This is a genomic window from Candidatus Nitrotoga sp. AM1P (assembly GCF_013168275.1).
In the GTDB taxonomy this organism is placed as follows: Bacteria; Pseudomonadota; Gammaproteobacteria; order Burkholderiales; family Gallionellaceae; genus Nitrotoga.
Map to the genome: position 1 here is coordinate 133,218 of NZ_AP019547.1, position 14,469 is coordinate 147,686.

Here is a 14,469-nt window from a genome sequence, read left to right on the forward strand (position 1 = left end):
CCAGTAAATGGCGCTTATTAACGAAAGGAACTTTATAATGAATATGCTAGGAGCAACAACGTCAACAGTGGATATTTCCAAAGAAAAACTAATGGATGATTTGAGAATAGTGGTGGCAGATGCTGAAGAACTGCTGAGGGCAACTGCCAATCAGACTGGGGAACGTATCGCGGCGGCACGTGCCAAGGCAGGAGAGTCATTGCAAGCAGCCAAGACTCGGCTTTCCAATGCACAAGTGGCGGTTATAGAAAAAACTAAGGCTGTCGCCACGGCCACGGATGAATACGTACATGTTAATCCATGGCAGGCCATAGGAATTGCGGCAGCGGTTGGTATCCTTCTCGGTGCAGTTATTTCGCGTCGCTGAGTCTACTCATGAATCCTGAATCGCAGGAGTTCGTTTAAGGTCGATAAATCTGGCTATACCTGCCGTTTATTGACCTTCTTTGATATTGCGGAGCTGTCAAAAGACCGGGGCAGTTAACCACCAGCCATCTGAATGAACACGGAACTGAGCTGGCGGGATTAATAATGAGTAATATTTAATTATTCTGACCTCCATGCGCAAACTCGCACTGAATCTCACTCATAAACATAAGCGTAAACTGCTTTCGATTGGCAAAATCACTGCTATCGTTTTTCTTGTTTTTAGCGCGCTTCTTTTTTTTGTCGGCCCCCCCATCGTCAAATCATTTGTAGCCAAAAAAATTGGTGAGGAAATAGGACGCAAGGTTGATTTCGGCACAGTCAATATTAACCCCTTTACGCTGTCAGCAACGATACACAACATTTCCATCTACGAGTCGGGTCAACAACAAGAAAAAACTCTCGCTATAGATGAACTTTATGTAGATGGCTCACTGGCTAGTGTTAGCCGTTTGGCACCAGTAATCAATGAAATTCGGGTTAAACAACCAGTCATTCGCATCATCCGTATAGGAGAAAACCAGTTTAATTTCTCAGATATAGTCAAAAAAATTCTCGATAAACCAAAATCTGACGATGCACCTGCACGTTTCTCATTAAACAATATACACATCTATCAAGGCCGAATTAATTACGATGATCGTGTGCTGCAATCCCGTCACACCATTTCCGATTTTGATCTTGCTATTCCATTTCTTTCAAACCTGCCACACGATGTAGAGATTTTTACTTCCCCAGCGTTTAGCGCAAAAGTAAACGGCACTGCGCTCGCTATCAAGGCTAAAACCAAGCCGTTTACTACGTCACATGACAGTTCCGTGCAAATCAACCTTGATGGCCTGTCGCTGCCAACCTATTTGCCTTTTGTGCCAGTGCAGCTAAATTTTAAATTGGCCTCCGCCTTGCTGGATACGCGCCTGAATGTCGATTTTAAACAAAGCGGCAGCACGCAAAACATCGTTATCAGTGGTGATGCCGGCGTCCGTAAATTGCAGTTACAGGAAAAATCGGGAGTCCCGTTAGTGCAATGGGACAAGCTATCGGTGGTACTTGATCGTGTGGAACCCTTTAACAATCTGGTGCGTTTGCGCGAAATCAAATTGGAAAGCCCGGATTTGCAAGTGAAGCGACTGCAGGATGGTTCGCTAAATCTTGTACATGCATTTGTGTTGCCTTCGACAACTCAGAAGGACAAAGCCAGCAGTGCAAGTACAAAGCCAAACAGTCAGTCCACCACTGCCAAGTCCAAGCCTTTTATCTTTTCGTTCGGTAATGCCGAGATTGTGAACGGGCACGTAAACTGGCAGGATGCCACGACTAACCCTGCGTTTGGGCCTGCCGCGCTGATGATCAAACGATTGGATGTCAGTCTGTCCAAATTCAGCACTGAAGGAAATACGCCGGCAAATATAAATGTCAAATTAGAAACCGATGCAGGTGAAATCTTGAGTCACCAGGGATCGTTCCTGCTCAACGGCAAATCTTTGCAAGGCGATTTGCAAATCACAGCCCTGCAGCCGCAGCACTTGCGGCCATACTTTGCCCCAGTTTTTGCTGCCGAATTGGCAGATACGCTGCTGGATGCCAAATTACCTTATCAACTGACTTGGCCGGAAAGTGGCGTTAATTTGGTGCTTACTAACGCCAGTGCCCATCTACGCAACCTGCAAATGAAGCTGCCAAAAGAAAAAGACAGCAGCATCACTGCCAAAGACATCGCGCTTGATGGCCTTCAGTTTGACCTTGTAAAACAAATCGCCGTGCTCGATGGCTTAGTCGTAAACGCTGCCAATATAAAAATCAAGCGCAACGCAAAAGGTGAAATCGATTTAATGGCGATGCTTGCAGGCAATGGCCATGCAACTAAAGAAACCACGACTAATTCTGGCACGCCTGCTAAGGCCAGCGCTTGGCAGGCATCATTGAAGCAACTGAAAATTGAACAATCCGATATTCATTTTAGCGACGCAAAGATAGCACTCCAAAATGGGGGCAAGCCTGCAGTGCAGCAACTGAGTAACTTAGACCTCACACTTGAAAATATTGCCTTGATGACTGAGGCTGCCACTTCAACTCCCTCGCCGTTGACTCTCAAGCTTAGTCACAACAAGCAGGGCAATCTGAATGCCAATGGCACTCTGGCATTACGTCCGTTCGGTGTTAACCTTAAAATCGATAGCAAAAAGCTTAGTGTAAAGGCATTTCAGCCCTATTTCGCAGACCAGATCAACGCCATTTTTACCAATGGTAATCTTAGTACCAAGGGCAAGCTGATGGTGCAATTACCTGAGCGTCGACCGCTGCGCGTTAGCTATGTTGGCTCAATCAGTTTGGCCGATATCCAGGCGTTGGACAAAATCAGCGGCGATGACTTTATGCGTTGGAAATCGTTGTACATCGGCAATATAAACGCACAAATCAACACGCAGAAAAACCCGTTGGCAGTATCGCTTGGCAACATTGCGCTTTCTGATTTTTACGCACGGGTTATTGTCAATGCCGACGGACATCTTAATCTACAGGATATCGCAACAAAAAATGGCGAGGGGCAACCCACTTCTACCAGTCTGACCCAAGAGACAACTTCGACAGACAATTCCACTGAAATTGCTGCTGTTGAATCACCTACGCCAACCATGACCGCGTCAGCAAATGTGGCTGCCTCGAATGTATCTTCTACCGTTGTCCAAGCGCGGACGGCAGGCGAAGCGCCGGCCATTAAAGCTGCAAGTGTCAGACCATTAATACGCATCGGACAAATTACCCTGCAAGGCGGCAACATCTATTTTTCCGACAACTTCATCAAGCCCAGCTACAGTGCTAACCTGACGGGTCTGACCGGTTCGGTTTCCAAGGTTGAGTCCGACGATCCCACACCCGCTGACCTCGTTATGAATGGCAAAATTGACGATGATGCCGCGTTGGAAATTATAGGTAAGATCAACCCGCTGGGCACTCAATTATTTCTTGATCTGGCCGCTAAAGCCCACGGCATCGAGTTGACTCGTTTGACTCCCTATGCGGCAAAATATGCGGGCTATCCGATCACCAAAGGCAAGCTGTCAGTAGATGTAAAATACCATATTGAGAATGGCCAGTTGAATGCCAAGAACAACATATTTCTCGATCAGCTAACCTTTGGCGAAAAGGTAGACAGCCCTGATGCGCTCAAACTGCCCGTGTTGCTTGCGGTCGCACTATTGAAAAATAGCCGCGGGGAAATCGACATCAACCTACCGGTTTCTGGTTCGTTATCCGACCCTAAATTCAGCCTCGGCGGCATTATTTTTAAGGTATTTATTAACCTGATAACCAAGGCCATTATTTCTCCCTTCTCGCTGCTAGCCTCAGCTTTTGGCGGCGGCGACGAACTGGGTTATGTAGAATTTGCCCCCGGTTTCAGCAGCCTGACGCCGGAAACACAGGCCAAGCTTGCTACACTATCCAAAGCACTTAACGATCGGCCTGCGCTTAAACTGGAAATCATCGGCCGTGTCGACCCTGTCACCGATCTTGATGGCGCTCGCCGTATTTATGTCACGAAAAAAATAAAAGCACAAAAAATAAGCAGTCTGAAATCTGATGGAGCTTCCGTCAACCTGGAGGAGATGGTTGTCACTCCTGAGGAATATCCAAAATTCCTGGAGCGAGCCTACAAGGCAGAAAAGTTCTCAAAACCACGTAATTTTATTGGCATAGCAAAATCTTTACCGCCAAAAGAGATGGAAAATTTGATGATTGTAAACGCACCGATCGGCCAAAACGAACTGAAGGCACTAGCTGAGAGCCGCGCATTATTGGTCAAGCGACATTTGGAAGAGCAAGGTAAAGTAGCGAACGAGAGAATGTTCCTGATAGCTCCCAAACTGACGGCAGAAGGCATAAAGGATCAGGGCAAGCCTAACCGTGTCGATTTCACGTTGAAGTGAAAACGCCGAAGTCGGACAGTGGTTGCCGCAACGGCACGCATAAAATGGGCTGTTGAAACCGCCCTATAAGAAAGTCGGCCTGAATTGCAAAACAGCGAAAGGATGCTTAAATGATTATGAGGCCGAAAGCGAGAGATGTGATGCCACGATTCCTATCAGTTATTTTATTTCTCCTAGCTCCTACGGTATGTTACGCAGGCCTTATGCGACATCACTTGGGACGGCGACAAGCTTGCTGAGAACAGTAAAGGTCGTTCGCTCGGCACAGGGATGCGTCTTCTTGACAAGGACAACAGTGTCAATGCTGAAGTAACGGTTGCGCAGATCATGGCCTTTTATGAAGCCAAGGAAGCCATTTCACGGGCGGTTGGCAAACCTTCCTCTTTCATCGTTTGTAACAATAAGGAGCCAAACGCCTTTGCGATGAGAGGAAACAACGGCGATATTGTTGGTGTAACTATAGGCATGATGAAACTTGCGAATGGTGACCGCGATATGGCAGCTATCGTTATCGGCCATGAATATGCGCACCACGTTAAGAATCATGCGTCAGTTGGTCAGACGCGTGACCTACTTATCGAAGTTATGGGATCAATAGTGGGTGCATTTATCGAATATAAGGTTCAGTCACGCACCGGCGTGCAAGGCTTAGGGATGAATCTTGGTCAAATCGGCTCAACCCTCGTCTCACAAAAATTTTCCCGTGACCAAGAACGTGAAGCTGATGAGTTGGGATTCAGTTACATGGTTGATGCGGGTTTCAATCCCAGGGGGGCAATCAGGCTAGCTCAGCGAATGAAAGAGTTGGGGGCTGGTGAGATTGGTTTATTTTTTGATGGTCACCCAGGATGGGAGGAGCGAAACGTTCAATTCCAATCGATGATTGCGAGGAGTTCTTTTGCGCAACAGATTATTGCCCGAACAGGGAACGCCACTATGCTATTAGCTGGCCCAAGTAGAAGTGGACCACAAACGTTGATCGCGCTAGCTCCGACCTACGTGACAAGTGATGCCCAGAAAAGTTTTAATGATGGTTTAGCGTTGTGGCAGAAAAATGAAATAGGTGGGGCGGTTCGCGAGTTTCGTTCTTCTGCAGAAGCCGGCTATGCTGAAGCACAAGTCACTGTAGGTTATCTGTATACGCAAGGGAAAGGCGGACTGCCGAAAAATGACGTCGAGGCTGTTCGTCTTTATCGTTTGGCCGCTGACCAAGGGTATTCAGTAGCGCAAAACTACTTGGGCGTCATGTACGCAAATGGTAGGGATAACCTTTTGAAAGATGACGTCGAGGCCGCTCGTTTTTATCGATTAGCTGCTAACCAGGGGTATTCCATAGGGCAAACTAACTTGGGTTTAATGTACGCAAAAGGTAGGGGTAATCTTCCGAAGGATGAAGTAGAGGCTGTCCGTTTTTTTCGGTTAGCCGCTGAGCAGGGTTATGCACTAGGGCAAAATATTTTGGGCATTATTTACGAAGATGGTAGAGGTTTGGTAAACAGAGATATTGAAGCTTCTATTTACTGGTGTCGGTTGGCGGCCCAGCAGGGGTTTCCTGAGGCCATCGCCTCATTGAAGCGACTAGGAAGGCAATAAATTGCAGTTGGAATGTTATGGCTCGCCAGCAGTTATTCGTCGAGACAACCCACAACGCTAGCATTAACCCACCCTATCCATTGAACTGACCATTAGCTCTTCGTCGGACTTATCGGATTCAATACTCATGTGATGTTGTGAAAGGCCCAACGTTGAAGTTCCGGGAAGAAGTGACGCAGCTTCATCGCGGCGCGTCCCCTGCAATGACGGGTTGGGGGTGCGGTGATATTCTAGGCGCTTTCGTGGCGGATTGACCAGAAGACTGGAGTAACACCGAGGATGAGGCTCCGGCTTTCGGTACTGACGGTTGCGATAGAGGCGAACTTAATTGCGTCGATGGTTCTGCTCTTAGCTAACCTCGGATTACTACGATAACTTGAATTATGGTGCCGATAAGTGATGCGGCAGCCAATACAATAACCCATTTTTGGATTATGGTTTATCGGTACTGACCTCAACGGCCACAAACCATGATGCTGCTTATCGTTTTGCTTTATTCATCATGAGCCCGCAAGCTCAGGGCATCATCAGTCAATACGGATTTATCACTGTAGCGGAAGTTAAACCTAATCCTTAGCTATTTCGATCCAAACGATTAGAGTCGGTTTACGAGAAAAATCCAACAGGCTGCTATCCTAAAATACCCCACGCAATCGAACCGCACCGATGGAAACCGGCCCGCGGTCGGCGTTGTACGCGGGATTGCGGATGTGTTGATAGTCCAGTGTAAGCCAAGTGTTTTTTATAGCCCCAAGGCTGTAGTAGGTTTCGAGAATATTTTCCCGTCGGTAGTTGAGCGAGCCATCACCAATGAAGAAGCTGATGCCGCCGGCAGCCAAGTAGTCGCGTCGTTGACGCGACAGTCCGTTTTGTACGAGTGCGATGCCCATGCTGTCCTGCATGCGACTCCAGGCACTGCCTTGGACGACTGCTCCTGCAGCAAGTGAATTGTCTATTTCGGTAAAGGCGTAGGTTTCTGTTTTACCGTCTGCCCAACTGGCACGGCCGAATACACCGACATTTTGGATTAGCTGTTGTTCCAGGTTGAGGCCAAAGCCGTATTTTATCTGCTCACTGTTACGCACATTGTTGATATTCGGCACGCCGCCGTTGAGCGTGGCGTAATCCAATGCATCCTGGAAGCGTGACATCAGCGTGCGATTGCGGAAGGCCAGCAGACGTATCTTGCCCGGTTGACCGATAAGTACATGTCCATGTCCCACTTCGATCTGATCGCCGTAGTGATTGAATATATTCGGATCCAGGACTAGTTGGTTGGGCACTTTAGGTTGGATGAAGCGGCCAGCGCGTATGGCCCAGTCGTCGTAATAGTATTCCAGCGCGGCGCCCCAGGAATAACCACGCGCATCGGCTGCATAATCGTAAGCGCCCGCGGTCATGAGAGACCAGTTAATAAATTGAGTCCGCGGATCGTGGCTGTAAGCGTTGTTGTCGAATATATCCGTTACGGAAACCTTGCCAACGGTGAGGGCGATTAGGCGTCGGTGAACTTTCCCTGCCAGTTGATTGGCACCAGAATCAACGGCATCTTGTATATCACCCAATCCCCAGCTTTGGCGCAAGAAGGCTCGTGCCATGTAAAGTTTTGGATTGGGTCCAGAAGTGCGGGCGATTTCGCCATTGGTTAATCCGCCCAGTCCAGTGAGGTTGGAGAGAGGGACGCCTTGAACCACTTCCGGGTTGAAATACAACTCGCCTCCCGCCCACGGCCGCATGCCGAGAAAGGCGGTTCCGGTGAAGGAATAGCTTTTTTCCCGCTCCGTAGAGAGGCTGTTGCGTCCGCTGTAGGCAGCATTGAATGGCGCCTTACTCTGCCAGATGTAGGTAGTCTGGAACTTGGCGTTCCAACTTTCTTCTACCCCATAGGCGGGAGGGAGCCCGAAGTGAGTCGCAATACAGGCCAGTAGCCAATGGGTGATCGTACGATGAATGACCATAACGCTACTCCGTCGGCAGTTTGTAAAACTGCCGACCCGATTCATTTAAAAAATTCAGGGAAGCCGAACGATCCTGACATCTCGATTTTTATTCTGCCAAAAGATTCTACAGGGATCGAAATGAATTGCGGATGCCTTATAGTTTACGACAAACTGATTTTCGGTGAATTTGATAAATGGAAGAGAGATACTTTACAGGTAGCCTCTTAAGAGACAATTTAACCCCCGTGAACTTCCAGCTTGCGGTGCAGGGATGGGTGTAACAATATAGGCCCGTAAAAGCACATGCCATTACGCGCTAATTACATGATTAAAAAAGAGGGTTGTTAGGGTGTTAAAGATGGGTTGGGTTGACGCCACACTTCAAAACCTTACAATTCCCATAGGTTCAGTTTTCCGGGGGATCAGTTCAAGGTCGCGTGTTTAACAAATTTGAGGAAGGCGGCAGATAAACGCTTTACGTATTCGTTAGACGAGGATCAAGATTCCAAATGCAGGCAACGACAAAATATCGTTTACAGGCCTTCAGATGATTATGGTCAAATATTTTGAAATAACAACACCACCCAATTAAAAAAATAATTTATGTTTGACTTGCATGCAACTCCGAAATACTTCCAGCAAAAGTCAGACGGTGACTCGCTCAGCATTTCCCCCTCTCGTTTTTCCATACTAGCTCTTGCCATCGCATATACGCTGTTTGTAATCTACGGCAGCCTTGTGCCCTTGAATTTCCAACCTTATTCATGGCAGGAAGCATCTGAAGTATTCAAAAATATACGCTATCTTAATTTGGGGATTGGTTCCCGCGTAGACTGGGCGACAAATATTCTTCTGTTCATGCCTTTAGCTTTTGTGTGGCTTTGCACACTGGGACACTCAACAAGCGTGGCGTGGCGTATCGTAGCAACGCTATTTGTGCTGTTTGCCTGCACCAGTCTGAGCATGGCGATCGAGTTTACTCAGATTTTCTTCCCTCCACGCAATGTTTCACTCAATGATATCTATGCAAACACCCTTGGCACTTTTATAGGCGCGTCTCTTTGGTGGGTAACTGGGACATCTGTAACCCGGTGGTACTTGGGCTGGTGGACAGCCGAAGTACCAATGGATCTTACTCAACGGCTTCTCTATAGCTACCTATTTCTGTTATTCGGCTACAGTCTCTTGCCGCTGGATCTGACTATCAGTCCGGTAGAAATCTATCATAAGTGGCATGAAGGGAGAATTGTTCTCATCCCTTTTACATTTACTAACGACCAGGACGAGTTTGCGCAACGACTTTACGGCTTTCTTGCGGATGTATTGATTTGGGTTCCGGCCGGAATATTGGCGCGCCTTACCGCCAAACGCAATGGAAGGCAAATTTGGCTCCGCTTGACTGCCGCCGGAGCTTTGATCGAGTTTCTCCAAGTTTTTGTGTACACCCGTGTTACAGACACATCAACCATTTTCACCGCTAGTTTGGGATCTGCAATCGGAATATGGCTGGCTATTCGATGGCGAAAAAAAGAACCCGTTGCGGAACAGGCTAAAGCTGCGAGTAATATGGGCGGATTAATTGTCGGGATACTCCTCTGGCTAGCCCTGATTTTTGCAGTGTTCTGGTATCCCTTTGATTTTCGGTTTGATGGAGCATTCGTAGGCAGCCGACTTGCTGAGGCAACAACCCGGGTGCCCCTTGCTCTCTATTATTTTGGTACTGAATATCGAGCAGCAACAGAAGTACTACACAAGATGGGATTCTTTTTCCCGCTGGGCATACTGCTCACTTTGTTTGTGGGCCAAATTCGTTTTGGTACTCCCGCTCTCTGGAAAATGCTTGCCTTGGCAGGCGTTGGCATCGTTGCCGGCTCAGTGGAGGTAGGTCAGTTATTTCTACCCGGTAAATTCGCTGATCTGACCGATGTGGTATTGGAAATGTCAGGAGGTTGGGCAGGCTGTGCTCTCGCATGGCGTATAAGGTACATGCACCGCATACGGACTGCACCTGTTATATCGTTACCCCGCCATAGCCCATGGTTGTTTATAGGGGGATTTGTGTTAGTACTTACAGTTCTGCTATGGGCTGCGCCCCATATTCCCACAATACCCTACAACGTACGCAAACTGGTTGCACAAGCGCATCCTATGTTGTCTGCGCTAGGCCTTGCGTGCGCTATTGCATGGATATTTGGCTTCCCTGCTTGGGTAGCCAGATACATGGCATCAGGTTCGCACCAGCTCACGTACCTGCCACTCTTCCTGCTGCTTCACGGAATTGTTGCTTGGTTTCTATTGCGTATGGCAGCGCCCATCGAAATGATACATAAAATAGTCAGCTCGCCCGTTTTAGGCTGGCCTTGGGAATGGGAGTCAATTGGGCGCTTTATCGGCTTGTTCACACTCTGGTCTGTGCTTTCATTCGGAGCAGGATTTATCGCACTGCGATCCTGGCTACCCAAAACAGGTGGCGTGCTTTGGGCGTGGGTGGTCGCTTTGCTTACATTGTTGCCAGTTACATATGTTGTGGTAATACAGCAAGCTGCCACAGATAATCTTACTGAACTTCTTGTTGGGGCCGGTACACCAATGGCATTTCTGTGGGTCACCGTTGGATTGTTCATGCTTGCATTAGCGAGCTCACAATTAGCCTGCGCGCTTGGCACTGGTATGCGAGTTGGAGTTCTACGGGGGGTGTTATGGAGCGTAGCCTCGTTTCCTCTGACATATCTCGCATTGCGCGCTGGTTTTGAACCATATGTCATTAAATACGGCCAAGCGTTTTCCGCATTTCAGTTTCTATTGAGCCAGGACCGAGCTAACTATGCTGCGCCAATGGAGCTGCTGTTACGCTATGGGTTCGCACATGGAATGTTGCTTTGTGTAATTGCCGCTAGTCAGGCACCATTTTTGGGTAACTGTATTTTATTGTATATGAGTAAAACTATACGCCCAGTTTCAGAACAAAAAGTCATTATTAAGAGAAGTCCAACTACTTGATTATCAGGCTGTGTCGTCACTTAAAACGGGCGTTTTAATATCTGTTTCGCTACGGGACATTTGAGAATCTGCATATCGGTGGTATCTGCTAGGAGCATACAAATTGTGAATATGCGTTTCATACTGTTGGTAAGGCAGCGGAAAAACGGATATTCCCCGAGTATGGTTGTTATCGACGGCAATACCCCAACCACCGCCGCTCATAAAGGACTGAGTTAGCTCTATGAGAGCATCCCTCACTCGTTGGAAGACGAAAAACAGGGAGAAGCTCAGGTTCAACTCTGATGCATATTCTGATTCAAACTTTGCTTATCGGTATAGACCGATAGTGCAAATTAATTTGTAGAAAGCTTCATCTATTAAGGTAGTTGATCGTCTACCAGAGCGGGTTGTTGGCTGGAATTAACAGCCTCATCTACCCCCTTTCCCTTTGCTGAGCTGGGCTTGGGGATTGGTTTCAATGCGGTTTGTTCGGGCAGAGGTTGCGCCTTATCCGTGAGTGGTTTCAAAGTGGGCAAGAGGTATTTTAAAACTTGTGTAGAGAGTGCTGAAGTAAATTGATAGTTAGCTGCGTCCGCGCCTGGCACAAATGCGGTCAACGTTCCGAAGAATCGATCCCCGATGAAGAACACAAAAGTGGCGGAGCGGTTTACCGCATGGGATTCCTTGATAACACCGGCTGAGGAAAAAGTGACATAACGATGATCACCGGTTCCAGTCTTGCCGCCGATCGGGATCCAGGTACCATCTTCTTTTACTATGGAGTGGGCGAGTCGCGATGCAGTGCCTTTTTCCACTACTCCGGTCAATACGTCACGCACCACAGCGGCCAGATCAGGTGAGAACATTTTTTCGCCTTGGGCAGGGATACGTTCCACAATGGTTTCAAAGGGCGTGCCTGCTGCGAAGTGCAGACGTTCGATGAGCATTGTGGGAATACGAACGCCATTATTCAAGATAATACCCATCAGTTCGGCAAGTGCGGCAGGTCGGTCGGCGGAACTGCCTATCGCCGTGGCCAGTGAGGGTACAAGGGCATCGAAAGAATAGCCGAGACGTTTCCAACTGCGATGAATCTCCAGAAAGGCTTCCAGTTCCAGCAGGCTGCGGATTCGGATATCCTGTGCATTCTTGTGAATGGTCTTGAATAGCCAGCGATAGACAGCCACACGCTCTTCGCTGCTGGCTTTGATCACGTCCTTATATTTCGCATTTGGGTGGTTGCTTAAATAGTGCACGAGCCATAATTCCAAGGGGTGTACGGCTACGATATATCCCTGGTCCGCCAGCGAGTATTTGCCTGGCGCATAGCGCTGATACTGATCATGGAGAACGCGCTCGCCCGGCCCCTTGAGGCCAGGCAGGCGTGATGTCATGAATTTATTGAACTGAGCGGGTGTAGCTTCAGGATGAATATAGCGGTAAGCGGCGGCAAGTCGGCGCGGCGTATGCCGGAAGCTGGAAAAAAATATCTCATCAATCTCGCTCGCCGTTTTACCCTTGTACTTAAGATAAAAACGATTGATGAATTCCGTGCCTTCCTTGTCCGCAAATCGCCTGAGATATACCTCGCGATCAGGGTGGTCAGCATCCTTGAGTATCTTGGCAGACGAACCCTGAATATGAAGCATATGGTAGCGCACGATATCGCGCATAAGGCGGATGTAAATCAGGTTGACGGAATTGAGCGTCGCTTCGCGCACACTCAGTATCCTGCTATCGTCTTCATGTTTGAAATTTTGGAAATAATGCGCTCCGCCCCCGGTAAAGAATTGTTCATCAGGATTAGCCGAATATTTGCGTTCCAGGGCAGCGTCCAGCATGGCTGCCAAACTTTTGTCCGGGCTTTGTAGTAGGTAGTCGACTGCCCAGTGACTGAGGACGTCATTAGGATCGCTCACTTCTTTATGCAATATCTCTGGTGCGAGTGCAGCATATTTGCGATGCAGTGCTTCGACAATTTCAAGATAAGTTACCAGCGTCCTTAGTTTTGCTGTGGATCCAAGATCCAGCTTAGTGCCTTTATTGATATCTAAGGGTTGATCGAAGTTGTCAGCCTGAATTCTAAATTTCGCACCCTGCGGCGTCAGTTCTGAAAGCGTGAAGCTGTAAATGATTTTGCCCGGATCCGCTTCGCCCAGCAGGCGATTGCCATAGAGTCCCGCGGCGCGCGCATATTCCGGGTTTTTGAGTTGACGCAAAATATCGGTGGTCTTTTTTTGCAATTCGCCGTCGAGCGTGCTTTGCACCGATAGATCCAGACGATCCAGCTCATACAGGCGCTGTAACCCCAGTTGCGAAGCAAGACGCACCCGCACCGCATTAGCAGCCTTTGAGGCAGAGAAATTCCTGGTTTCTTCTGGCACAGGGGCATAACGGAAGCGCAGCGGTACGTTCAGCGCCGCCTCACTGAGTTTGGGCGATATTACGCCAGCCTGCGCCAGCACGCGCAAGTGGCTATTGGTAAGTTCATTGAGCGCTTTGCGTTCGCCAATCAAGTAACTGGAAGGCCTGCGCTGGGCGATCATGAGACTCAGTACATGTTTATAGTAACGTGCTGTTTCGGCAAGGTCCGTGCCACCTGTAGGCCAGGTTTTCAGGATGCGATTGGTTCGTTCGAAATCCAGGTCGTACCATGCCCATAAACCGTCGCCTAGTCCGTTGGCTTCTCCGAAGCCCGCGGCAGCGGCAAGCGGAACCGTATTAAGATAATCTACTACGATACGCTTGCGGGCGGGCATTGTTTCCTCCCCACCCAGATAAGCGCGCACAGAGGCAGAGGCGATCTGTTGTATCTTGTCGTTGGGGGTGAGGGTCATCCCATGGGGAGAATGCCGGTATTTCTCAATTTGAGTTGCGAGCGTGCTACCGCCCGGTACGTCGTGCTCGGGGCGAACCAACTGAATCGTCTTGTCCAGCACTGCCTTTCCAAGCCGGGTCCACTCGATGGCCGGATTTTTTTTGGGTTGGGCCGGATCCAACAGCTCACGATTCTCGATAAATAGCAGGCTGTTGGTTACTAATGGCGGAACCGATTCAAAGTTTTCATAAATGCGAGTTGGGAAAACAGCACGGTAAAGTGGTTGACCGTTGCCGTCGACAATTTCGAGCCCGGTCTGCGATTTTTCCCGGTAGGGAACGAATAGTCCCTGTTCAACGAGTTTCTTCATACGCGGGGAAATTCTTGCCTGAGCATGCACATGGAAGCCGCGATCGGCCAGATTCTGAAGAAAGTCTGGCAATCGACTATATCCAAGGCGTATATCGTACGGCCCCGCTTGGGGTAAATGTAAACCACCATTGGGACCGCCTTTCACCTCCCAGCGAAGATCATGAGCCAGTTTTGCCAGACGGCGAGCCTGATATGCAGAGGTTTCTGTTTCTCGATAAATAAAGAAGGCGGTAAGGGCCAGCGCAATAAGAAGCAAGATAAGAACAGCAAGGGCAAAAAGTTTGAGCGTGCGCTTTATGATTGAGCTACCAGGATGATTGAGAAGTACTTGTTGAGTTCTTCTTGGAAAAATAGATGGGTGGATTCAAACGGAAATTGCACCAAATAATTTATACGGATTCAAATCCAG

The 14,469-nt window shown here is 48.5% G+C and carries 7 protein-coding genes; 5 read left to right on the forward strand and 2 right to left on the reverse strand.

The genetic code is table 11. From position 1 onward, the window contains the following. Positions 1 to 37 precede the first annotated feature (37 nt). From W01_RS00655 to W01_RS14580, 4 genes are all read left to right on the forward strand, one after another. Positions 38 to 367 carry a DUF883 family protein gene (locus tag W01_RS00655; RefSeq protein WP_242006990.1) on the forward strand — a complete coding sequence of 110 codons (330 nt, stop codon included), beginning with the start codon at positions 38 to 40 and terminating at the stop codon, positions 365 to 367. Between the two features lie 193 nt (positions 368 to 560). Beyond that, on the forward strand, positions 561 to 4,355 hold the full coding sequence (locus W01_RS00660; protein ID WP_173051752.1) for a DUF748 domain-containing protein: 3,795 nt from the start codon (positions 561 to 563) through the stop codon (positions 4,353 to 4,355). Between the two features lie 270 nt (positions 4,356 to 4,625). Further along, complete coding sequence (locus W01_RS00665; RefSeq protein WP_173051753.1) at positions 4,626 to 5,948, forward strand: sel1 repeat family protein; 1,323 nt, start codon at positions 4,626 to 4,628, stop codon at positions 5,946 to 5,948. Positions 5,949 to 6,375: 427 nt separating this feature from the next. Next, positions 6,376 to 6,525, forward strand: a complete 150-nt coding sequence (locus W01_RS14580) for a substrate-binding domain-containing protein (protein ID WP_173051754.1) — start codon at positions 6,376 to 6,378, stop codon at positions 6,523 to 6,525. Between the two features lie 58 nt (positions 6,526 to 6,583). Here W01_RS14580 and W01_RS00675 read toward each other — a convergent pair whose 3' ends face one another. Next, the gene (locus tag W01_RS00675) at positions 6,584 to 7,906 is read right to left on the reverse strand and encodes a carbohydrate porin (protein WP_173051755.1); all 1,323 of its coding nucleotides are present in this window, start codon (positions 7,904 to 7,906) and stop codon (positions 6,584 to 6,586) included. Between the two features lie 585 nt (positions 7,907 to 8,491). Between W01_RS00675 and W01_RS00680 the strand changes: the two genes are divergently transcribed. Beyond that, a complete protein-coding gene (locus tag W01_RS00680) occupies positions 8,492 to 10,888 on the forward strand; it encodes a VanZ family protein (RefSeq protein WP_173051756.1) in 2,397 nt (798 codons plus the stop codon). A gap of 359 nt (positions 10,889 to 11,247) precedes the next feature. On the opposite strand, the gene W01_RS00685 is transcribed toward W01_RS00680, so the two are convergent. After that, the gene (locus W01_RS00685) at positions 11,248 to 14,316 is read right to left on the reverse strand and encodes a transglycosylase domain-containing protein (protein WP_242006991.1); all 3,069 of its coding nucleotides are present in this window, start codon (positions 14,314 to 14,316) and stop codon (positions 11,248 to 11,250) included. Between the last annotated feature and the right edge of the window lie 153 nt (positions 14,317 to 14,469).